Origin of the sequence: Kitasatospora phosalacinea, assembly GCF_030268885.1 — a bacterium.
GTDB lineage: Bacteria > Actinomycetota > Actinomycetes > Streptomycetales > Streptomycetaceae > Kitasatospora > Kitasatospora phosalacinea_C.
On the sequence record NZ_BSSA01000021.1, the window covers coordinates 122,104 to 142,130 of the forward strand.

Below are 20,027 nucleotides of genomic sequence, written 5' to 3' on the forward strand. Positions count from 1 at the left end.
CGGGGCCCGTCGGCGTTTCCGAACGCTGCGGATGTAACGCAGCCTTCATCAATCAAACGGTTGATTGACGGAGGCGGCACGCGTACGCTCCCCGCCATGACCGAGCCGACGCCTCCGGGCGCGCCGCCGAGCCAGGCCGACCTGAGCCGGGAGCGGATCGTCGCGGCCGCCACCGCGCTGTTCGCCGAGCACGGGTACGACGGGACGACCACCCGGACGATCGCCGCCGCCGCGGGGCTGAACGTGGCCACCGTGGCGTACCACGTGGGCGGGAAGGCCGACCTGTACGGGGAGGTGATGCGGCGGGCGCACGAGGCCGAACGGACCGCGGTGGCAGGGGCGTTGGAGGCGTTCGCGGCCCGGGCGGGGACGGACCCGGCGGGGGCGGCGGTCGCGTTCGCCGACCGGTACCTGGACTTCTGCCTGGAGCAGCCGCACGTCCCGGCGCTGTGGATGCGCCGCTGGCTGGCGGACGCGGCCGAGTTCGCCGGGTTGGAGGAGCAGTACGCCCGGCCGCTGCTGGAGTCGGTGCGCGACGCGCTGGCCGCCGCGCTGCCGGAAGTGTCGCCGGAGCGCGCCGAGTTGGCGGTGTGGACGGTGCTGTGGACGGTGCACGGCTTCTGCCGGTCGATGATCCGCGACCGGGTGCCGCGGTTCCGGGAGCACCTGCACGGCCTGGTGCTGCGCGAGCTGGGGCTCGGGGACGGGCGGTGAGCGGCGGGGGGATAGGCCGGCGGCAGCTGGCCGGGTACGCGATCGGCTCGGTCGGGACGGGCATCCACTCGACCGTCCCCGGCCTGCTGCTGCTGTACTTCATGACCGACGCGCTGGGCGTGCCCGCCGGGGTCGCGGGTCTGGTGGTGGCGCTGCCCAAGGCCTGGGACGCGCTGTTCAACCCGACCGTCGGCGCCGCCAGCGACCGGGAGGCGCTGCGCACCGGCCGCCGCAGCCGGATCCTGCTGGCCGGTGCGCTGGCACTGCCGGTCGCGTTCGCCGCGATGTTCCTCTCCCCGCTGACCGGCTCCGGCGCCGCCGCCTGGGTCGCGGTCACCTTCGTGCTGGCGTCCAGCGCCTTCGCGCTGTTCCAGGTCCCGTACGTGGCGCTGCCCGCCGAGATGTCGGACCGGCCCGAGGTGCGCACCCGGATCATGGTGTGGCGGATCGTCTGCCTGACCCTCGGCATCCTGGTCGCGGGCGGCCTCGCCCCCGCGCTGGTGTCGCTGGCCGGCGAGGGGCGGCGCGGGTACGCGGTGATGGCGCTGGTGGTCGCCGCCCTGCTGCTGGCGACGCTGCTGGTGCCCGCGCTGGGCGCCCGCCGGGTGCCCGCCCGGCCCGGGCCGGAGCCGCTCGGGCTGCGGGCGGCGCTGCGCACCGCGCGCGGCAACCGGGCGTTCTTCGCGCTGCTGGGCGCGTTCGTGCTGCAGGCGGCCGCGGTGGCGATCATGCTGGCCGCCGCCCCGTACACCGCCGCGTACTGGCTGGGCGGGTACGGGCTGACCTCGGTGCTGTTCGTCTGCCTGGTGGCGCCGAGCGCCGTCGCGGTGCCGCTGTGGGGCCGGGCCGCGGCCCGGTGGGGGCGGCTGCGCTGCCTGGGCGTGGCGACCGCGGTGTTCGCGGCGGCCTCCGCCGCGCTGTGGCCCGCCGCCGGGACGGGGGCGGTGCACGTCGGGGCGGTGCTGGCGCTGTGCGCGCTGCTGGGCGTGGCGTACGCGGCGCTGCAGGTGCTGCCGCTGTCGCTGCTGCCGGACACCGTGCACGCGGACGCGGCCCGCACCGGGCGGCTGCAGTCCGGGGCGTTCACCGGGCTGTGGACGGCGGGCGAGACGGCCGGGATGGCCGCCGGGCCCGGGCTGTTCTCGCTGGCGCTGGCCGCCGCCGGGTTCGTCTCCTCCACCACCGACCACCCCGTCGCGCAGACCCCCGCCGCCCGGGCGGGCGTCCTGCTCGGCTTCAGCCTCGTCCCGGCCCTGCTGATGCTGGCCTCGCTGCCCGCCCTGGGCGCGTACGGGCGCCGCCGGGCCGCCGCCCCCGCCCATGTCGTCGACTCGCTCGCTGGAGAACCATCGTGACGGACCGTCAGACCTTCCTCCCGGACGCCGGGCGCCCCGCCGAGGAGCTGCTCGCCGAGCTGCGCGCCCTCACCGCCGCCGACCTGCCCACCCGCGGCGGCCGCACCACCGCGTACACCTACGACGCCGGGCGGCCCGAGGTGCGGGCCGCCGCGGAGGGCGCCTACCTGGCCATGCTGGAGGTCAACGGCCTCGACCCGACGGCCTTCCCCAGCATCGTCGCGCTGGAGCGGCAGGTGGTCGGCGCGGTCGCCGCCCGGCTCGGCGGGGACGGCGCCACGCCCGGCATCTTCACCAGCGGCGGCACCGAGTCGATCCTGCTCGCGGTCAAGGCCGCCCGGGACGCCCGGCCCGAGGTCGCCGAACCCGAGATCGTGGTGCCCGCGACGGCGCACGCCGCGTTCTTCAAGGCAGGGACGTACCTGAAGGTGAAGGTCGTCGCGGTGCCGGTCGACCCGGCGACCTTCCGGGCGGTGCCGGAGGCGGTGGCCGCGGCCTGCACCGAACGGACGGTCCTGGTGGTCGCCTCGGCGCCCTCGTACGCGCACGGCGTGGTCGACCCGGTCGCGGAGATCGCCGCGGCCGCCGCCGAACGCGGCCTGCCCTGCCACGTGGACGCCTGCGTCGGCGGCTGGCTGCTGCCCTGGCTCGCCGAGGCCGGGGCCGAGGTGCCGCCGTTCGACCTGTCGGTGCCCGGCGTCACCTCGCTCTCCTGCGACCTGCACAAGTTCGGGTACGCGCCCAAGGGGGCGTCCGTGCTGCTCTTCCGCGACCAGCCGATGCGGCTCGCCGCGTACTTCGCCTGCGCCCAGTGGCCCGGCTACCCCGTGGTCAACTCCACCGTCCAGAGCAGCAAGGGCGCCGGACCGCTGGCCGGCGCCTGGGCCACCCTGCAGGCCCTCGGGGCGGACGGCTACCGGGAGTTGGGGCGCGCGGCGCTCGCCGCGACCCGGCGGCTGGTCGCGGGCGTCGGGCGGATCGACGGGCTGCGGGTGCTCGGCTCCCCCGACGCGACGCTGGTCGCGATCGGCACCGAGGGCGAACACCCGCTCGACCTCTGGGAGTTGGCCGACGAGTCGCGGGCCCGCGGCTTCTTCCTGCAGCCCCAGCTGAGCGTCGACGGCCTGCCCGCCAGCCTGCACGTCACGCTCACCGGCGTCAGCGGGGAGGGCGTCGACGCGCTGCTCGGCGCGCTGCGCGAGAGCGTCGACGCGGTCCGCGCCCGCGGGCCGGTCGCCCCGCCCACCGAGATCCTCGCCCTGCTCGACGGGCTCGACCTCACCGCCCTGGACGACGCGACCTTCGCCGCCCTGCTCCCGGCCACCGGGCTCGACCTCTCCCCCGAGGCCGCCACCCGCATGGCGGGCGTCAACCGGCTGCTCGACGCGCTGCCGCCGCGACTGCGCGACCAGCTCGCGACGCGGTTCCTGTCGGCGCTGTACAGCCCGTACCTGGGGGCGTAATCCAGGGGCCCGGGGAACGGCGGGCCCGGGGCTGCTGCGGGTTCACTGCCGGTGCGTGCGGTGGCTTCGGGTTCTGTTCAGGCGGCCCGAAGCAGCACGGACCTCCGATGGGCTCCGGCCGCCAGCAGCTCGGACCCGCCGTTCCCCGGGCCCCTGCCCGCCGTTCCCCGGGCCCCTGGATACGCGCCCTCACGTGAGCAGGGCCGCCAGGCCGTCGGCGATGCGTTGGAGGCCGAACTCGAAGCGGGTGTCCATGTCGGGGTCGGTGAGGTCGTCGGCGAGGGCGACGAGGTTGGGGTAGTCCTCGGCGGGGAGGGCGCGGAAGACGTCGCCCGCCTCGCGGGCGGCCTGGCCGCGGCCCGCGCCGGCGGCCTCGGTGGCGGAGAGCGGGGACTGCTCCTGCAGGACGAAGCCCTGGACGTAGGCGGAGAGCAGGTAGGAGGCCATCGCGGCGTCGGCGTCGGTGAAGCCGGCCTCGCGCAGGCGGTCGAGCTGGTCCTCCAGGACGGCCAGGACGCGGGGGCCGGTGGAGAGGCGTCCGGCGACGACCTTGGCCGCGTCGCGCTTGGCGAGCAGCAGGGCGCGGTAGCGGCGGCCGTACTCCAGGTACTGCTCGCGCCAGTCGCCGGTGCGGGGCGGGACCTCGGCGTCGGCGATGATCGCGTCGCCCAGCAGGTCGAGGATCTCCTCCTTGTTGCGGACGTGCCAGTAGAGCGAGGCGGCCTGGGCGCCGACCTCGGCGGCGACCTTGCGCATGGAGAGTCCGGCCAGGCCCTCGCGTTCGAGGACGCGCAGGGCGGCGGTGGCGATGCACTCGCGGGTGAGGGTGCGCGCGGGGGGCTGGGCCACGGGTGCTCCTGGGGGCGGCGGGGCGGTTCGCGCTTGCAATCTAACACTGTTAGGGCGATGCTGGGTGCGCAATCGCAGCCCCTAACACTGTTAGGGGCTGCTCGGCGCGCCCCGAGGGGGAACGGTGGACACCAGGAACGACCGGCGCAAGTGGCAGGCGCTGACCACGCTCTGTCTCACGATGTTCATGGCGATGCTCGACAACGTCATCGTCACCATCGCCCTGCCCCGGATCGGCCGCGACCTGGACGCGGGCATCAGCGGACTGCAGTGGGTCGCCGAGGGCTACAGCCTGGTCTACGCGGCCCTGCTGCTCACCGGCGGCACCCTCGGCGACCGCCACGGCCGCACCCGGGTCTACCGGATCGGCCTGGCGCTGTTCACCCTGGGTTCGGCGGCGGCCGCGCTCGCGGGCGGCACCGGCGCGCTGGTCGCGGCCCGGATGCTGCAGGGCGTGGGCGCGGCGCTGCTGACGCCGGGCAGCCTGGCGATCCTGCGGCAGGTGTTCACCGACGAGAAGGAGCGGGCCCGGGCGATCGGCCTGTGGTCGGGCGTCTCGGCGCTGGGCCTGTCGGTCGGGCCGGTGCTCGGCGGCCCGATGGTGGACGCGTTCGGCTGGGCCAGCGTGTTCTGGATCAACGTCCCGGTCGGGCTGGTCGGCCTGGTGCTGGCGTACCGGGTGCTGCCGGAGGTCGCGCCGCGCGAGCGGCGGGTGGACCTGCCGGGCCTGCTGCTGTCCGCGGGCGGGCTGGGCGCGCTGGTGTACGGGCTGGTCGAGGGCCCGGGCCGGGGCTGGACGGACGCCCGGGTGCTGGCCTGCGGGGCGGCCGCGGCGGTGCTGCTGGCGCTCTTCGTGGTGGTCGAACTGCGGTCCGCCGAACCGATGGTGGAGCTGCGGCTGTTCCGCGACCGGGTGCTGGCGGGGGCGCTGCTGAGCGGGCTGGTGGTGAGCTTCGGGGTGTTCGGCGCGATGTTCTTCCTGCCGCTGATGCTGCAGGGCGTGATGCGCTGGGCGCCGACCGACGCCGGGTACGCGGGGCTGCCGACGAGCGCCGTGATCGTGGTCGCGGCGCCGCTGTCCGGTCGGCTGACCGCCCGGCACGGGGCGCGGCTGCCGCTGGTGCTGGGCATCGCGCTGTGCGCGGTCGGCCTGGGCGGGCTGTCGCTGTACTCCGGGCAGGCCCACTACTGGTCGTACCTGTGGACGCTGGTGCTGCTCGGCTCCGGCATGGGGCTGACCTTCACGCCGGTGTCGATCGCGGTGCTGCAGCGGGTCGCCCCGGCGCAGACCGGGATGGCCTCCGCCACCGTCAACACGCTGCGCGAACTCGGCGGCGTGCTCGGCATCGCGGTGCTCGGCGCCGTCCTGACCGACCGGCTGACCGGCAACCTCACCGCCGCCCTGCAACGGCAGGGACTGCCCGTCGACGGGGTGCCGCACGCGGTCGCCGCGCTCACCGGCCACGCCCCCGCCGCCGGTACCGCAACCGGGCCCGCAGCCGGACCCGTCCCGGCCGCGGTGGACGCCTCGTTCGTCGACGCCCTGCACCTCGCCCTGCGCTGCGGCTCGGCGGCGCTGGCCGTCGCCGCCGTCCTGGTCGCCCTGCTGCTGCGGCCCGCCGCACCGGCGCCCGCGGCCGCGCCCGTCCCGTCCCCGTCGCTGTCCGGGGCGAGCTGACGCGGCCTCGGCCGACGCCGGACGGGAACACCGGGCGGCAGTGCCCGCCGAAGGACGGTCCGTCGCCCTCCCGGAGGCCGACGGTCGCCGAACGGCCGGCCGGGACGGCGAGCAGCACGGCCGCCGGGACGGAGCGCCGTCCGGCGCCGGCGGGCTCCACGCGGTGCTCCCGCGGCCGCGGTCCACGGGTGGCCCGGCCGAGCTGACGCACCGTCACTCCGCCTGCTGCGGGGACCGGGTGGCCCGGGGCGCGGAGTGCCGGGTCCGGTAAGGCGGCGTCAAAGGGACGGGCAGGCGACGGGCGGGCGGAAGCGGGTGCGAATGTGGTGAACCCGGGTGGCCGCGGCCGGTGCGTTCGCTAGCATGGCGCGCTCAAGTGGTCGGACCGACACCGGTGGTGGGGGATGGCGTGCTGAGCGTGGGGCCGGACGGCGGCAGCGGGGGAAGCGGCGGGTTCCGGGTGGAGCCGGACGAGTTGGACGGGGCCGCGCAGACCGCGGGCGCCGTCGCCGAGCAGGTGCCGGGCGGGACGTCCCGCGTCCTGGGCGCCTCCGACGAGGCCGAGTCCGGGTTACGCGGCTGGAGCACCGGCAGCGAACTGGACTCCTGCACCGACGAGTGGAAGCGGCTGCTGGACGGCCTCTCCGCCGAGATGGACCGGCAGGGCGACAACCTGCGGCAGACCGCGGCCAACTACCGCCGCGCCGAGCAGGACGCCGCCGCCGGCCTGACGGGGCGGTGAGCATGGACGTCCCCACCCTGCGCGACGCCGACCCGAACCGGCTGTTCACCGCCGCCGAGGCGTACGCCGCACTGGCCGCCGCCTTCGCCGGGCACGCCGACACCTGGCGCAGCGGCGTCGACGGGCGGGTGAGCGCCTCCGGCTGGAGCGGCACCGCGGCCGACCGCGCCCGGGAGTCGCTGGCCCGCACCACCGGCAGGCTCACCGCCGCGCACCTGGAACTGGCCCGGATCGCCCCCGTCCTGCGCGAGGGCGCCGAGGCGTTCCTGCTGGCCCGCTCCAAGCTCCGGGCCGCGCTCGCCAACGCGGACGCGCACGGCTTCACCGTCGCCGACGACGGCGGGGTCTCCTGGCCGCCGCCCGGCGCCGCCGAACGCCACGACCCCGACGCGCCCGACCGCGCCCGGCAGGGCACCGAGCTGCGCGACCGGATCGCCGACGCCCTCGCCGAGGCCGCGCACGCCGACCAGGTCACCGCGCAGCGCCTGCGCCGGTACACCGACGACGCCCGTACCGGTGCCGGGCTCGACCCCGGCACCGCCGCGATGCGGCTCAACAGCGCCGTCCTCGGCGCACTCGGCCTCTCCGGCGGCACCGAGGACCTGGTCCGCGCGGGCATGCCCGGCCCGGACGCCCCGCCGACCGAGGTCAACTCCTGGTGGAAGGCCCTGCCGCCGGACGAGCAGCAGCGCCTGCTCCGGGCGTACCCCGCCGAGCTCGGCAACCGCGACGGCATGCCGACGCCCGCCCGCGACCAGGCCAACCGGATCGTCCTGGACCGGATGGTCACCGACCTCTCCTCCCGCCAGGACCTCTCCGAGTGGGACCGGAAGAAGCTGGAGGGCTTCCGGGCGATCCAGGGCCGCCTGCGCGAGGACCAGGGCAAGCAGCCGCCCGCCTACCTGATGCTGATCGGCGACCAGGGCCAGGGCCGGGCCGCCATCGCCTACGGCAACCCGGACACCGCGGACGACGTGGTCGCGTACGTGCCCGGACTCAACACCGAGGTCAAGAACATGGGGGGCGGCGACGCCGACCGGGCCCGCACCCTGTGGCAGTCCGCGCACGACCTCGACCCGAGCCGCTCCACCGCCTCGATCGCCTGGCTGGGCTACGACACCCCGCAGATCAAGGGCGTCGCCCCCGACATGTTCGCGGTGGCCGGGGACGAGCGCGCCCAGCAGGGCGGCGCGGCCTACCAGGGCTTCCTGCAGGGCCTGCGCGCCTCGCACGAGGGGGCGCCGGCCCACCTGACCGCGCTCGGGCACTCGTACGGCTCGTTCACCGTCGGCCAGGCCGCGCAGCGCCCCGGCGGCATCCCCGCGGACGACGTCATCCTGGTCGGCTCCCCCGGCACCGGCGCCCAGCGGGCCTCCCAGCTGGGCGTCGGCGCGGACCACGTCTGGGTCGGCGCCGCCGAGCACGACCCGGTCTCGCACCTGCCCAGCCACGAGGAGGCCAAGGGCATCGGCATCGGCGCGGGGATCGGCGGCGTGCTGGCCGGTCCGCTCGGGGCGGTGGCGGGCGGCTTCCTCGGCGACAGGATCGCCGGGCACGGCGACTCCCACGAGCTGTGGTTCGGCCAGGACCCGGCGAGCAGCGGGTTCGGGGCGCACCGCTTCGACGTCGCGGACGGACCGCTCGGCTTCGCGTCGCACTCCGACTACTGGAACCAGGGCGACGGCCGGGACGGTCACTCACTGCGCAACATGGCCCTGATCGTCTCCGGCCACGGCGACCGGGTGTCCGGACAGGAGTACCGATGAACGACGAGCTGGCGCCCGAACTGCTCGCGGCCCGCGCCGCGGTGGACGAACTGCTGGACTCCGCCCCCGCCGCGCTCACGCCCGCGGTGCACTGGGCCGACGGCCCGTACGTCGCCGTCGCCCACGAGCACGCCTTCACCCGCGAGCCGGACGGCACCGCGCACCTGGAGAAGCGGCGCTACCTGCTCACCCGGGTCGCCGAGCACCGCTACCCCGAGCTGCTCGCCCAACTCGCCCGCGCCTGGCACGAACGCGGCTGGGCGGTGGACGGCGAGGACGATCCGGTGCTGCCCGTCCTGCGCGCCAAGTCCCCTCACGGGACGGCCGAGTTCAGGATCGGCTTCGCCGGGAACGGGACGCTGCTCGCCCGCGTCGACGGGCTGGCCGCGCCCGGCACCTCGTACCCGTTCGGCGGTGCCAGCACCGTCCCGATCGGGCCCGAGGGGTCGATGGACACCATGCCGCGGCGGCAGGACCCGTTCTGGTCGGTCTAGGGTCGGGGAGCGGACGGAGAGGGAGTTCGGGATGAGGCTGCGGGTGGCGGGCGGGGTGGCGGCGCTGGTGCTGGTGCTGGGGTCGGGCGCGGTGGGCTGCGACTCCGGCGGCTCCGGCGGGGCGGCCGCGCGGCGGGTCGTCGCGCTGGACACCGCCCGTGCCCGGCTGCAGGACCTGGTCGAGGGCACCACCGGCGCCCTGACCCCCGCCGTGCGCTGGGCGGACGACGCGTTCCGCGCCGTCCCGCACGAGAACGCCGCCCGCGACAACGACGGGACCGCCCAACTCACGCTCCGGCGCTACGTGTTGACCAAGGTCTCGGCCGCCAACCAGCCCCGGCTGCTGGAGCAGGTCCGGGCGTACTGGAAGGGCCGCGGCTACACCCTGCACCCCGCCGACTCCCCCGACGAGGCCTCCGCCGCCGCCCCCGACGGCACCGGCGTGACCGTCACCGTCGGCGCCGTCGGCAACGTCACCGTGGTCGCCGACGCCTGGGTGGAGGACCCCGGCAGCACCGCCCCCTTCGGCCCCGCCCCCAGCCCGCTGCCGACCGGCAGGGACGGCGGCCCGGACACCGTGCCGACCTTCGAGGACCCCGCCTGGTCCTGAACCGGCGCCCGCGCGGCGGGCCTCCCGCCGGGGCGTGCGGACGAATCGGGGCCGATCCGGGCTGATCGGACGTCACGGGTCGACTGACGGACCGTAGTTGGAGGGTGGCGTTAGGCTGTCGTGACCATGCTGGCTATAGTTCGGGGCGATCTAGCCGGAACGGCGGCCGGCCGAGGGGTCTTCCTCGGTATCGCCATGCCACGTTCCGTGTGGTCGTGCCGCCGTACCGTCCGTCGTCCCTGGGCTTGTCGTGTTCCGCGTCGACCACGGGGAGAGACGACATGGTTCGGATGGACGGGCGGGGGCGCGCCGCGCTCGCCGCTGTCGTGGGCGGGATGCTCCTGGTGAGCGGGTGCGGGATCGTCGGGATCGACGGGTCCTCGGACCAGGAGGCGAACCTGCGCTCCTTGCTGCCGGAGCGGGTGCGCAAGTCCGGGGTGCTGACCGTGGGGTCCTCGTTCACGGCCGCGCCGGTGGTGTACCGCAACGACCGCAACGAGCCGGACGGCCTGGACCCGCACCTGGCGGAGAAGCTGGGGGCGCTGCTGGGCGTCCGGGTGGAGTTCCAGGACGCCGGGCCGTTCGCGAACGTGCTGCCGGGGCTGCTGGAGGGCAAGTACGACATCGCGATGTCCGGGATCACCGACACCCGGGAGCGCGAGGAGGGCCTCGACAAGAACGGCGCCCAGGTCAACCCGGGCGTGGACTTCGTGGACTACTTCATGGCGGGCATCGGCATCGCCGTCGACCGGGGCAACCCCAAGGGCATCACCGACATCGACCACCTGTGCGGGCACGCCGTCACGGTCAAGAAGGGCACCACCCACGACGACCTGGTGACCAAGCAGAAGGCCGCCTGCGAGCACAACGGCAAGGGCGCGCTGACCCTGCTGGAGACCGACAGCGACAACGCCGCCATCCAGAACCTCAAGGGCCCGGCGGACGCGTACATCACCGACTACCCGAAGGCCACGTACGCGGTGCAGACCGTCGACAACGGCAACGCCTTCGAGATCGGCGGCCCGCAGTTGCAGCCCCGGCCGTTCGGGATCGCGCTGCGCAAGGACGACGCGCAGCTGCGGGACGTGCTGATGCGGGCGATGAACCGGCTGATCGCCGACGGCACCTACGACCAGGTGCTGGCCGACCACCAGTTGACGGTGGGCGCGATCCAGAACTCGGTGACCAACGGCTCCTAGGCGGCCCGCGCGGGCCGCGCGGGGCCCGGCCGGGGCGGAGGGCTCCGGGACTCAGGTGGTGGCTCAGGTGGTGGCGAAGGCGAGCACCGCCACGTCGTCGGTCAGGGAACCGGCGTGGCGGCGGACGTCGTGGTCGAGGAAGGCGACGACGGCGTCCGGGTCGGTGGCGGGCAGGGTGGTGAGGCGGGCCGCGAGCGGGTAGAAGGCGCCGGTGCGGTCGCGGGCCTCGGTGAGGCCGTCGGTGTGCAGGACCAGGGTGCGGCCGGGCGGCAGCGGGACGCTGGCGGGCGGTTCGGCGGGGCCGGGGGCGAGGTGGCCGAGGCCGAGCGGCAGGTCGTCGGCGCACGGGACGGTGCCGGCGCTGCCGGGGGCGAGCAGGAGCGGGGCGAGGTGCCCCCGGTTGACCAGGTCGATCTCGTCGGCGCCGGGACGGTGCTGGAGCAGCACGGCGGTGACGAACAGCTCGCGGTCGCCGTCCTGTTCGGCGCCGCGGCGCACGTGCCGGTCGAGCTTGTCGGCGAGCTCGCCGAGCTCGGCGGTCTCGTGGGCGGCGACCCGGAACGCGCCGATCACGTCGGCGACGGTGCGCACGGCGTCCAGCCCCTTGCCGCGGACGTCGCCGAGCAGGATCCGGGTGCCGTACTCCGTCTCGCACACCTCGTACAGGTCGCCGCCGATGCCGACGTCCGCCTGCGCGGGGTGGTAGAGGCCCGCGGTGCGCAGGCCCCCGGCGCGGGCGGGGACGGGGCGCAGCACGGTGTGCTGGAGGGTGTCGGCGACGGCGCGGACCCGGACCAGGTCGCGGGCCTGGCGGCGGCGCTGCCAGGCCAGCCCGGCGCCCACCGTGCCGGCCAGTGCGGTGGCCAGGTACGTCCACAGGTGGTGCTGCTCGGTGAGGTGGCCGACCCGCAGCGCGAGCAGCGTCTGCAGGGCGACGGTGACGCAGGTGGCGGTGGCGACCAGCGCGGGGCCGCCGCTGAAGGCGACCACCACCGGGATCACGGTCAGCAGGAAGCCCGCGGCGACGGAGCCGGGGACGGCCCACTCCACGACCAGGTCGGCGACCAGCAGCAGCACCGGCAGCAGCCGCACCCAGGTGGGCGTGCGCAACGCCCGGGCCATCGCCGCCTCCCAGCGGGCCCCGGCGGCCCTGGACGAGCCGGCGCTCCCGGACGGACCCGCCGGGGCGGGGCCGTGGGCGGGGCCGGGCCGGTGGTGCCCGGCGGGCTGCGGGCGGTGGCGGTGGCGGGTGCGGGCGGCGGGCGCGGGCGGCGCGGTCATGCTGGCCTCCTCGGCGGCCGGTGCGGGTACGGCACTCCTCCATCCTCGCGTGCGACCCGGCCCGGTCACCGCCCACGAAGGTCCCGACGGTCGGGGACCTTCGACCCGTTCCGGCCGGGCGCGGGAGGTGCCGTGAGCCGCGTCACCGCACGGGCGGGCCCGGGCGGACCGGGAAGGTCCGGTGGCCGCGCAGGACCAGCCGTTCGCGGCGCTCGGCCGGGCCGGCGGGGGCGAGGTCCGGGAAGCGCCGCAGCAGGGCGGGCAGCGCGGTGGCGGCCTCCGGGCGGGCGAGCCGGGCGGAGGCGGGCGAGCCGGGCGCCGAGGCAATCGCCTTCCGCCCCCGCGACGGCCGGGCGAGCGCCGGGGTGCCCCTCCTGCTGCGCGGCGCGGAACGGCGCGGCGCGGGTCGGAACGGCGCGGGTCGGCGGGCGGTGGCTGGGTAGGCTGGGCGGCCATGGAGATCTGGATCAACCCGCAGTGCAGCAAGTGCCGCACCGCCCTCGGCGAGCTGGACGCGGCGGGCGTGGAGTACACCGTCCGCCGCTACCTGGACGAGCCGCCGACGGCCGCCGAACTCACCGAGGTGCTGGGCCGGTTGGGCCTGGAGCCGTGGGACGTGGCGCGTCTGGACGAGGCCGTGGCCAAGGAGCTGGAGCTGCGCTCCTGGGGCCGGACGGAGGCCGACCGGGCGCGCTGGGTGGAGGCGATGGCCGCGCACCCGAAGCTGATCCAGCGGCCGATCATCACCGCGGACGACGGCTACACCGTGATCGGCCGCACGCCGGACGCGCTGAAGGACGTCCTCTCCCACTGACCCGCCCGGACCGGTCGGACCGGTCGAGCCGGTCGGGCCCGGGCGGCCCGCACCTGCCGTGCGGGGTGCCTGGTACCTTCCGCCGGTGACGAGTCTGCTGCAACCTCCCCTGCTCGCGCGGCTGCTGACCGCGGAACGCGTCCTGGTCGCCGGTGCGGGCGGCGGCCACGACGTGTACGCGGGGCTGCCGATCGCGCTCGCGCTGCGGGCCGCGGGACGCGAGGTGCACCTGGCGAACCTGTCGTTCACCCACCACCACGGCCTGGACGGCAGCGCCTGGGAGGGCCCGCACCTGGCCCGGATCACGTCCGACACCCGCGCCGCCGGAACCGGGTTCCCCGAGCTCTCGCTGGCCCGCTGGCTGCGCGACCACCAACTGCCGGACACCGTCTGGTCGTTCGCCTCGGTGGGGGTGAAGCCGCTGCGGGCCGCGTACCGGGCGCTGGTGCGGCGGCTCGGCGTGGACGCGGTCCTGCTGGTCGACGGCGGCACCGACATCCTGATGCGCGGCGACGAGGCCGGGCTCGGCACCCCCGAGGAGGACATGGCCTCGCTGGCCGCGGTCGCCGGACTGCGGAACGTGCCGCAGCGCCTGGTGGCCTGCCTCGGGTTCGGCGTGGACGCCCACCACGGCGTCAGCCACGGCCTGGTGCTGGAGAACCTCGCCGCCCTGCAGCGCGCGGGCGGCTACCTCGGCGCCTTCTCCGTCCCCGCCGACTCCGACGGGGCCGCGCTCTACCTGGACGCCGTCGCTCACGCCCGGGACGAGTGCCCGGAACGCGCCAGCATCGTCCACGGCTCGGTCGCGGCGGCGCTGCGCGGCGGGTTCGGCGACGTCCGCCTCGGCGAACGCACCGGCGACAGCACCCTGTTCGTCAACCCGCTGATGACGCTGTACTTCGGCGTCACGGTCGAGGCGCTCGCCGCCCGCCACCTCTACCTGGACCGGCTGGAGGGCACCACCACGACCCGCGAGATCGCCTCCGTGATCGCCGACTTCCGCGAGGAGCTGCCCCGGCGGCGCCCGGCCCTCCCCTACCCGCACTGACCCGCCGGGGCCCGGGCCCGCGTGCTTCACACCTCGACGCTGTCGCCGGGCGGCACGATCTCCAGCGGGACGTCGGTGAGCATCGCAGGGCTCAGGACGCGGGCCATCGACAGCTGGCCGATCTCGCTGAGCATCGCCTCGTGGATCTGCACCAGCCGCCCGGGCGCGACCTCCCGGACGTAGTCGACGGCCTCGCCGGTCCTGGTCCACGGCCCGGCGGCGGGCAGCAGCAGCGTGCCGACCGGGGCGTCCGGCACGTGGTAGGCGTCGCCCGGGTGGTAGACCCGCCCGTCGACCAGGTAGCCGACGTTGGCGACCCGCGGGACGTCGCGGTGGACGGCGGCGTGCAGGTCGCCGTGGACGGTCACCTCGAAGCCCTCGACGGCGAACGCGTCCCCGGCGGCGACGGCCGTCACCTGCCCGCGCCGGGCCGCGGTCCAGCGCCCGACCACCGGCTCCGGGCCGTAGACCCGCAGCTCGGGCCGGGCCTCCAGGGCGGCGGCGATCAGCTCCTCGTCGAAGTGGTCGACGTGCTCGTGGGTGATCAGCACCGCCGACGCCCCGGCCACCACCTGCGCGGCGTCGGGCGTGAAGGTGCCGGGGTCGACGGCGATCCGGGTGCCGTCCTTGGTGAGCGTCACGCAGGCGTGGGCGTGCTTGGTCAGCTGCATCGGGGGTCCTTCCAGCGGTCTGGGGAGATGTACAGGTGAGACTGTGCAGTCTGGACTGTACAGCTGGAACTGTGCAACTGGTAGCGTGACCCCATGACGCACCCCTCCCCCGAGCCGCCCACCGAGCCGCCCGCCGAACCGCCCGCGGCCGAGCAGCTGGCGGCCGCCCTGCGGACGGCGGTCAGCGGCCTGGTCCGTGCCGGTCGCCCCTTCGACCAGCTCGCCCCCATCCCGGCGACGGTGCTGGACCTGCTCGACCGGCAGGGCCCGATGACCACCGCGGAACTCGCCGCCAGCCGCGGCGTGCGCCACCAGACCATGGCCGCCACGGTCAAGGAGCTCACCGAGGCCGGGCACCTGACCGCCGGGCCGCACCCGGACGACGCCCGCAAGAAGGTGCTGGCCCTGACTCCGCAGGGCCGGCACGCGATCGAGGCCGACCGGCAGCAGCGGATCGGCCTGCTCGCCCGCGCGGTCGGCGGGAGCCTGGACGAGTCCGAGCAGCTCCTGCTGGCCCGCGCCCTCCCCCTGCTGGACCGGATCGCGGCCGAACTGGGCGCGGCGGGTGGCGACCGGGGCGCGGCGGACGGCGAGCGGGGGCCGATCAGCGGGGCCTGGTGAACCGCCGCCCAACACCTCCGTTTCGCCGATAACAGCAGATTCGTATCAACGATCCAATCCTCTGTTATCGTTGATAACGACAGCGCGAGATCGTCGAAACGAAAGAGGTTCCGCCATGTCCGTCACCGACGCACAGCCCCGGGTCGCCCTGGTCACCGGCGGCTCCGGCGGCATCGGCCGCGCCGTCGTCCGGCAGCTCGCCGCCGCCGGGTACCCCGTGGCCGTCCACTACTCCGGTCACCGGGACCGGGCCGAGGCCCTGGTCGCGGAGGTCGTCGGCAACGGCGGCCGGGCGCTGGCGGTCGGCGGCGACGTCGCGGACGAACGGGAGGCGGCCGCCGCGTTCGACCGGGTCGAGGCCGAGTTCGGCGGGCTGGACGTGGTCGTCCACACCGCGGGCGTCATGCGCCTGGCACCCGTCGCCGAACTCGACCTGGCCGACTTCGACGAGGTGCAGCGGGTCAACGTCCGCGGCACCTTCGTGGTCGCCCAGCAGGCCGCCCGGCGGCTGCGCCGGGGCGGGGCACTGATCAACTTCTCCACCTCGGTGGTCGGACTCCAGTTCCCGACCTACGGCGCCTACGCGGCCAGCAAGGGCGCGGTCGAGGCGCTGACCCTGGTGCTGGCCCGCGAACTGCGCGGCCGGGACGTCACCGTGAACACCATCGCCCCCGGCCCCACCGCCACCCCGCTGTTCCTGGAGGGCAAGGACCAGGACGCCGTCGACCGGCTGGCCGCCCAGTCCCCGCTGGAACGCCTCGGCACCCCCGAGGACATCGCCGAACTCGCCGCCTTCCTGGCGGGCCCGGCCGGCCGCTGGATCAACGGCCAGAACATCCGCAGCAACGGCGGCATCGTCTGACCCGGCTCCCCCGCCGCTCCCCCCGCCCCACCCCTGTTCCACCCCCGTTCCGCTCCCGCTCCACCCGTCCCGAGGAGAACACCGTGCCCTTCGCCAACTTCAAGGTTCCCGCCGACACCCTGACCCCGGCCCAGAAGCAGCTGATCGTCGACCGCACCACCGACCTGTACGCCGAGGTCTACGGCGAGCGCGCCCGGCAGAACACCATGGTCCTGGTCGAGGAGGTCGCCGACGGCGGCTGGGGCATCGGCGGCCACGTCCTGACCGCCGCCATGATCAACGGGACCGACGCCGCACCCGCCGAGTAGCTCCGCCGAGCAGCGGCGACGCCGCCCCGCCCCGCACAGCGGCGCCGGGTCGGGGCGGCACCGGCCTCCACTACGCTGGCCGGGCAGCGCGGGACCGAGGAACGGGCAGGGAACAGGCATGAGCGACGCCACCGGCAGCACCCCCCGGGGGACGGGCGACCTGCGCTCCCGGATGCTCGAAGCCGCCGAGGACCTGCTCGCGGAGTCCCCCGACAACGACGTCTCGACCCGCGCCGTGTGCGAGGCCGTCGGCGTCAAGCAGCCCGTCCTGTACCGCCTGTTCGGCGACAAGAACGGCCTGCTGACCGCGCTGGTCGCGCACGGCTTCGAGCGCTACATCGGTCGCAAGCAGGGCCTCGCCGTCACCGCCGACCCGGTCGCCGACCTGCGCGCGGGCTGGGACGACCACGTGGACTTCGCGCTCTCCAACCGGGCGCTGTACCGGCTGATGTTCTCCCCCGTGCTGCCCGAGGTGCCGGAGACCGCCGCCCGGATCTTCGAGCTGCTCAAGCGGACCCTGGAGCGGTGCGCGGCGGTCGGCGCGCTGCGGATCCCCGCCGAGGAGGCCGCGCAGGCGATCCTGGCGGCCAACGTCGGCGTCACCCTCAGCCTGCTCTCCCAGCCGGAGCGCTTCGCCGACCCGGCCCTGCCGACCCGGGTCCGGGACGCGGTCTTCGCCTCCTGCCTGGACGAGTCGGCCGCCGCGGCCGCCCCCGAGGAGGACCGGCTCGCCGGGGCCGCCCGCCAGCTGGAGGCCCAGCTGAGGCAGCGGACCGGCCCGCTGGGCGAGGCGGAGACCGCCCTGCTGCTGGTGTGGCTGCGCACCCTCCAGCAGCAGGACGGCCCCGCCCGCGGCTGACCCGCCGTCAGAGCCCCTGCCTGGCCCGGGCCTCCGGGGTCACCGGCGTGAAGAAGTTGACCAGGGTACCGTCCGGGTCGCGGAGCAGCAGCGAGCGGTTGCCCCACGGGAGGGTCGCCGGCCCGCTGACGAACTCCGCGCCGCCGTCGGCGAGTCGGCGGTGCAGCAGGTCGACGTCCTCGACCAGGAACTCGACGATCGCACTGCGGTTCGCGGCCGGCTCGGCCGAGCCCGGCGCGAACAGCGGCACGGTGCGGGTGCTGCCGATCGCCAACGTGCCTCCCGGGGTGCGCAGTTCGGCGAAGTCCGGGGTGGCCCGGACGGCGGTCAGGCCGGTGGCCCGCTCGTAGAACGCGACCAGGCGGTCGACGTCGGCGGTGATCAGACGGACGGAGACGAGGTGCATGCGGGGGCTCCCGTGTGGTGTTCCGGTGCGGTCGGCCCGAGGCTAGAGGGGATACCGGGCGGAATCCGCCCGCTTCCGGAGGGAGGATGGACGGCATGACCCGCCCCCTGGCCCGCGTCCTCACCCTGCTGGAACTGCTGCAGTCCGGCGGCGTCCGCACCGTCGCGGAGCTGGCCGGACGGCTGGAGGTGGACGAGCGCACCGTGCGCCGGTACGTCGCCCAGCTGGTCGACCTCGACCTGCCGGTGGAGTCGGTGCGCGGCCGCTACGGCGGCTACCGGCTCGCGCCCGGGCACCGGATGCCGCCGCTGATGCTCACCGACGAGGAGGCGCTGGCCGTCCTGTTCGGCCTGGCCGCCGCGGAGCGGGCCGGGCTGTCCGCCGCCCCCGCCGCGGCGGGTGGGACGGCCGCCGCGAAGATCCGCCGGGTGCTGCCCCGCCGCCTCGCCCACCGCCTGGACGCCCTGCGCGAGGCGCTGGCCTTCACCGTCCGGCCCGCACCCGCAGCACCCACCGCGGCCACCACCACCGCCCCCGACCCGGAGGCGCTGCTGACCGTCGCCGACGCGGTGCGCCACCGCCGTCCGCTCGCCTTCCGCTACACCTCCGCGGACGGCCGCAGCGGTGAACGGACCGTCCAGCCGCACGGGTTGGTGCTGCACGCGGGCCGCTGGTACCTGCCCGGCCGGGACACCGGCGCCGACGCCGAGCGCCTGTTCCGGCTCGACCGGCTGGCCGCGCCCCGCCCGCTGCCCGGCACCTTCGCCCCGCCGCCCGGCCCGCCCCCGGCCGAACGCGTGCTGCACGCCCTGGCCACCGCCCCGCACCGCCACCACGTCCGGCTGCGGGTCCGGGCCGACGCCGCCCGGATCCGCGCGCACTTCCCGGCCGGTCTGGCCCTGGTCGCGGAGCCGGACGCCGCGGGCTGGTCGGACGTCGAACTGCGGGTCGCCGAACTCGACTGGGTGCCGGGCGCGTTGGCCGCCCTCGACCGTCCGTTCACCGTCGTCCACCCCGCCGAACTCCGGACCCTGGTCCTGGCGTTGGCCGAACGGCTCGCCGAATCGGCCCGCAGCGAAGGCAGTTGAGAGCCTCTCCCGCACCCCTCCCTCAGCCCTTGCGGGCCGCCGCGACGATCTTCCCGGTGGTGTGGAAGAAGCGCGAAGTGGCGTGCCCCCGGTAGGACTTGGGGAAGGCGGTGGCCGGGTTGCCGTTCAACCGGCCGTTGCGCACGTACATCACCACGAACGCCGCGTCCGCGGTGGCGCCGATCATCTCCCAGTCGCCCTTCGGCGAGGCGACCGGCAGCCCGGAGCGGACCTCCTCCGGCAGCGGCTCGGAGAGGAACAGCACGCACAGCCGCTTGTCCTCGGCGGGCTCCACCGCCGCGAACGGGTCCAGCGCGAGCAGCGCCTCGACCTCCTCGACCGTCCGCAGCAGCACCGGCACCGGGTACCCGAGCCCGGCCTCCAGCCCGGCCTCGATCCGGGCCGTCAGCGCCGCCCGGTCGGTCTCCGCGGTGCGGAAGAACACGTTCCCGCTCTGGATGTACGTCCGCACCGCCTCCAGCCCGAGGCCGGTGAACAGCTCCCGCAGCCGATCCATCTTCACGGTGCGGCCGCCGACGTTGACCGCCCGCAGGAAGGCGATGTAGGTCTCCATCCGGCCGAGTGTAGGACGCACCGCCGACAGCGCCCGGGATTTCGTCGGAGCCGCCGCCTGCACTCCGCGCCATGACGACCTGGCAGGAGTTCGAGCAGCAGGCCCCCGACCTCGCCCCGCGGATCCGGGCCCGTTTCACGGCGCACAGGCACCACGTCCTCGCCACCCTGAAGCGGGACGGCCGCTGCGCGCTGCACTCCAACCCGGGGCCCGGCACCGACATGCCCGGCGGGGACGCCAAACTCTCCCTGCTGGCCGTCGAGTTGACCGACCCGGCGGAGATCGCGGCGTACGAGGCCGGGCTGCCCGAGCCGCCGCCCGGCCCGTACCACGCGTTCCGGCTGGAGCTCACCGGCGCGGCGCTGACCGAGGTGGTCGGCGACCACCTGGAGATCAGCAGCTGGCGCCCGGGTGGGCCCGTCGAGGTGGTCGAACGCCGGTAGGGCCGGTAGCCGGTGGCGGCCCCCGCCCGTGGGCGGGGGCCGCCACCGACCGGTGCGCCTCAGAAAGTGTGGGGTAATTGATCAACTGCGTGGCGTGATCGCTGGGGGTGGTCGTCGCGGTCGAGATGTCCGCGATGATCGCCGCCATGTGTGTCTGCGCGTGCAAGCCGTCCTACGAGTCG

General features: G+C 75.7%; 22 protein-coding genes. 17 read left to right on the forward strand and 5 right to left on the reverse strand.

All coding sequences use genetic code 11. The features are described 5' to 3' along the window. The first annotated feature begins 96 nt into the window (after positions 1-96). Genes QSK52_RS26615 through QSK52_RS26625 form a run of 3 tightly spaced genes read left to right on the forward strand, consistent with a single transcriptional unit; the run spans position 97 to position 3,532 of the window. Positions 97-714 carry a TetR/AcrR family transcriptional regulator gene (locus tag QSK52_RS26615; protein ID WP_285738690.1) on the forward strand — a complete coding sequence of 206 codons (618 nt, stop codon included), beginning with the start codon at positions 97-99 and terminating at the stop codon, positions 712-714. Next, positions 711-2,069, forward strand: a complete 1,359-nt coding sequence (locus tag QSK52_RS26620) for an MFS transporter (protein WP_285738691.1) — start codon at positions 711-713, stop codon at positions 2,067-2,069. The genes QSK52_RS26615 and QSK52_RS26620 overlap by 4 nt, the downstream gene beginning before the upstream one ends. Further along, positions 2,066-3,532 carry a pyridoxal phosphate-dependent decarboxylase family protein gene (locus QSK52_RS26625; protein ID WP_285738692.1) on the forward strand — a complete coding sequence of 489 codons (1,467 nt, stop codon included), beginning with the start codon at positions 2,066-2,068 and terminating at the stop codon, positions 3,530-3,532. Before QSK52_RS26620 ends, QSK52_RS26625 begins: the two co-directional genes overlap by 4 nt. A 189-nt stretch (positions 3,533-3,721) precedes the next feature. On the opposite strand, the gene QSK52_RS26630 is transcribed toward QSK52_RS26625, so the two are convergent. Continuing rightward, positions 3,722-4,381: a TetR/AcrR family transcriptional regulator gene (locus QSK52_RS26630; protein WP_285738693.1), complete on the reverse strand. Its 660-nt coding sequence runs from the start codon at positions 4,379-4,381 to the stop codon at positions 3,722-3,724. 124 nt (positions 4,382-4,505) lie between these two features. Between QSK52_RS26630 and QSK52_RS26635 the strand changes: the two genes are divergently transcribed. From QSK52_RS26635 to QSK52_RS26660, 6 genes are all read left to right on the forward strand, one after another. Beyond that, complete coding sequence (locus QSK52_RS26635; RefSeq protein WP_285738694.1) at positions 4,506-6,059, forward strand: MFS transporter; 1,554 nt, start codon at positions 4,506-4,508, stop codon at positions 6,057-6,059. A gap of 409 nt (positions 6,060-6,468) precedes the next feature. Beyond that, the gene (locus QSK52_RS26640) at positions 6,469-6,801 is read left to right on the forward strand and encodes a WXG100 family type VII secretion target (RefSeq protein WP_285738695.1); all 333 of its coding nucleotides are present in this window, start codon (positions 6,469-6,471) and stop codon (positions 6,799-6,801) included. Positions 6,802-6,803: 2 nt separating this feature from the next. After that, complete coding sequence (locus QSK52_RS26645; RefSeq protein WP_285738696.1) at positions 6,804-8,567, forward strand: alpha/beta hydrolase; 1,764 nt, start codon at positions 6,804-6,806, stop codon at positions 8,565-8,567. After that, positions 8,564-9,061, forward strand: a complete 498-nt coding sequence (locus QSK52_RS26650) for a hypothetical protein (RefSeq protein WP_285738697.1) — start codon at positions 8,564-8,566, stop codon at positions 9,059-9,061. Before QSK52_RS26645 ends, QSK52_RS26650 begins: the two co-directional genes overlap by 4 nt. 31 nt (positions 9,062-9,092) lie before the next feature. After that, entirely contained in the window at positions 9,093-9,671 is a 579-nt protein-coding gene (locus QSK52_RS26655) for a hypothetical protein (protein ID WP_285738698.1), read from the forward strand. Positions 9,672-9,952: 281 nt separating this feature from the next. Next, on the forward strand, positions 9,953-10,870 hold the full coding sequence (locus QSK52_RS26660) for an ABC transporter substrate-binding protein (RefSeq protein ID WP_285738699.1): 918 nt from the start codon (positions 9,953-9,955) through the stop codon (positions 10,868-10,870). A gap of 63 nt (positions 10,871-10,933) precedes the next feature. Here the strand turns inward: QSK52_RS26660 and QSK52_RS26665 are convergent, their stop codons facing one another. After that, on the reverse strand, positions 10,934-12,151 hold the full coding sequence (locus tag QSK52_RS26665) for a PP2C family protein-serine/threonine phosphatase (RefSeq protein WP_285738700.1): 1,218 nt from the start codon (positions 12,149-12,151) through the stop codon (positions 10,934-10,936). 454 nt (positions 12,152-12,605) lie between these two features. On the opposite strand from QSK52_RS26665, the gene QSK52_RS26670 reads away from it, so the two are divergent. Both QSK52_RS26670 and QSK52_RS26675 read left to right on the forward strand, forming a co-directional pair. After that, entirely contained in the window at positions 12,606-12,965 is a 360-nt protein-coding gene (locus tag QSK52_RS26670) for an arsenate reductase family protein (protein ID WP_285738701.1), read from the forward strand. Between the two features lie 85 nt (positions 12,966-13,050). After that, entirely contained in the window at positions 13,051-14,013 is a 963-nt protein-coding gene (locus QSK52_RS26675) for a DUF1152 domain-containing protein (protein WP_285738702.1), read from the forward strand. Between the two features lie 26 nt (positions 14,014-14,039). Here QSK52_RS26675 and QSK52_RS26680 read toward each other — a convergent pair whose 3' ends face one another. Beyond that, the gene (locus tag QSK52_RS26680; RefSeq protein ID WP_285738703.1) at positions 14,040-14,684 is read right to left on the reverse strand and encodes an MBL fold metallo-hydrolase; all 645 of its coding nucleotides are present in this window, start codon (positions 14,682-14,684) and stop codon (positions 14,040-14,042) included. Positions 14,685-14,777: 93 nt separating this feature from the next. On the opposite strand from QSK52_RS26680, the gene QSK52_RS26685 reads away from it, so the two are divergent. The 4 genes from QSK52_RS26685 to QSK52_RS26700 all read left to right on the forward strand — a co-directional run bounded on the left by QSK52_RS26685 (position 14,778) and on the right by QSK52_RS26700 (position 17,334). Beyond that, positions 14,778-15,305, forward strand: coding sequence for a MarR family winged helix-turn-helix transcriptional regulator (locus QSK52_RS26685; RefSeq protein WP_285738704.1), 528 nt, complete (start codon positions 14,778-14,780; stop codon positions 15,303-15,305). 115 nt (positions 15,306-15,420) lie between these two features. Continuing rightward, on the forward strand, positions 15,421-16,167 hold the full coding sequence (locus tag QSK52_RS26690) for an SDR family oxidoreductase (RefSeq protein WP_285738705.1): 747 nt from the start codon (positions 15,421-15,423) through the stop codon (positions 16,165-16,167). A gap of 83 nt (positions 16,168-16,250) precedes the next feature. Further along, complete coding sequence (locus QSK52_RS26695; RefSeq protein ID WP_285738706.1) at positions 16,251-16,475, forward strand: 4-oxalocrotonate tautomerase family protein; 225 nt, start codon at positions 16,251-16,253, stop codon at positions 16,473-16,475. Between the two features lie 118 nt (positions 16,476-16,593). Then, positions 16,594-17,334 carry a TetR/AcrR family transcriptional regulator gene (locus tag QSK52_RS26700; RefSeq protein ID WP_285738707.1) on the forward strand — a complete coding sequence of 247 codons (741 nt, stop codon included), beginning with the start codon at positions 16,594-16,596 and terminating at the stop codon, positions 17,332-17,334. Positions 17,335-17,341: 7 nt separating this feature from the next. Here QSK52_RS26700 and QSK52_RS26705 read toward each other — a convergent pair whose 3' ends face one another. Beyond that, positions 17,342-17,740, reverse strand: a complete 399-nt coding sequence (locus QSK52_RS26705) for a VOC family protein (RefSeq protein ID WP_285738708.1) — start codon at positions 17,738-17,740, stop codon at positions 17,342-17,344. Between the two features lie 95 nt (positions 17,741-17,835). Between QSK52_RS26705 and QSK52_RS26710 the strand changes: the two genes are divergently transcribed. After that, entirely contained in the window at positions 17,836-18,828 is a 993-nt protein-coding gene (locus tag QSK52_RS26710) for a helix-turn-helix transcriptional regulator (protein WP_285738709.1), read from the forward strand. A gap of 22 nt (positions 18,829-18,850) precedes the next feature. Here QSK52_RS26710 and QSK52_RS26715 read toward each other — a convergent pair whose 3' ends face one another. Further along, positions 18,851-19,402 (reverse strand): DUF1697 domain-containing protein, encoded by a 552-nt coding sequence (locus tag QSK52_RS26715; protein ID WP_285738710.1) that lies wholly within the window; start codon positions 19,400-19,402, stop codon positions 18,851-18,853. 71 nt (positions 19,403-19,473) lie between these two features. Between QSK52_RS26715 and QSK52_RS26720 the strand changes: the two genes are divergently transcribed. After that, a complete protein-coding gene (locus QSK52_RS26720) occupies positions 19,474-19,845 on the forward strand; it encodes a hypothetical protein (RefSeq protein ID WP_285738711.1) in 372 nt (123 codons plus the stop codon). The last annotated feature ends 182 nt before the right edge of the window (positions 19,846-20,027 follow it).

Excerpts from the sequence above, each read along its gene's own strand:
- QSK52_RS26615 (WP_285738690.1), top strand. The coding sequence starts at position 97 with ATGACCGAGCCGACGCCTCCGGGCGCGCCGCCGAGCCAGGCCGACCTG.
- QSK52_RS26645 (WP_285738696.1), top strand. The coding sequence starts at position 6,804 with ATGGACGTCCCCACCCTGCGCGACGCCGACCCGAACCGGCTGTTCACC.
- QSK52_RS26650 (WP_285738697.1), top strand. The coding sequence starts at position 8,564 with ATGAACGACGAGCTGGCGCCCGAACTGCTCGCGGCCCGCGCCGCGGTG.
- QSK52_RS26655 (WP_285738698.1), top strand. The coding sequence starts at position 9,093 with ATGAGGCTGCGGGTGGCGGGCGGGGTGGCGGCGCTGGTGCTGGTGCTG.
- QSK52_RS26660 (WP_285738699.1), top strand. The coding sequence starts at position 9,953 with ATGGTTCGGATGGACGGGCGGGGGCGCGCCGCGCTCGCCGCTGTCGTG.
- QSK52_RS26665 (WP_285738700.1), bottom strand. The coding sequence starts at position 12,151 with ATGACCGCGCCGCCCGCGCCCGCCGCCCGCACCCGCCACCGCCACCGC.
- QSK52_RS26670 (WP_285738701.1), top strand. The coding sequence starts at position 12,606 with ATGGAGATCTGGATCAACCCGCAGTGCAGCAAGTGCCGCACCGCCCTC.
- QSK52_RS26680 (WP_285738703.1), bottom strand. The coding sequence starts at position 14,684 with ATGCAGCTGACCAAGCACGCCCACGCCTGCGTGACGCTCACCAAGGAC.
- QSK52_RS26685 (WP_285738704.1), top strand. The coding sequence starts at position 14,778 with ATGACGCACCCCTCCCCCGAGCCGCCCACCGAGCCGCCCGCCGAACCG.
- QSK52_RS26690 (WP_285738705.1), top strand. The coding sequence starts at position 15,421 with ATGTCCGTCACCGACGCACAGCCCCGGGTCGCCCTGGTCACCGGCGGC.
- QSK52_RS26700 (WP_285738707.1), top strand. The coding sequence starts at position 16,594 with ATGAGCGACGCCACCGGCAGCACCCCCCGGGGGACGGGCGACCTGCGC.
- QSK52_RS26705 (WP_285738708.1), bottom strand. The coding sequence starts at position 17,740 with ATGCACCTCGTCTCCGTCCGTCTGATCACCGCCGACGTCGACCGCCTG.
- QSK52_RS26710 (WP_285738709.1), top strand. The coding sequence starts at position 17,836 with ATGACCCGCCCCCTGGCCCGCGTCCTCACCCTGCTGGAACTGCTGCAG.
- QSK52_RS26715 (WP_285738710.1), bottom strand. The coding sequence starts at position 19,402 with ATGGAGACCTACATCGCCTTCCTGCGGGCGGTCAACGTCGGCGGCCGC.
- QSK52_RS26720 (WP_285738711.1), top strand. The coding sequence starts at position 19,474 with ATGACGACCTGGCAGGAGTTCGAGCAGCAGGCCCCCGACCTCGCCCCG.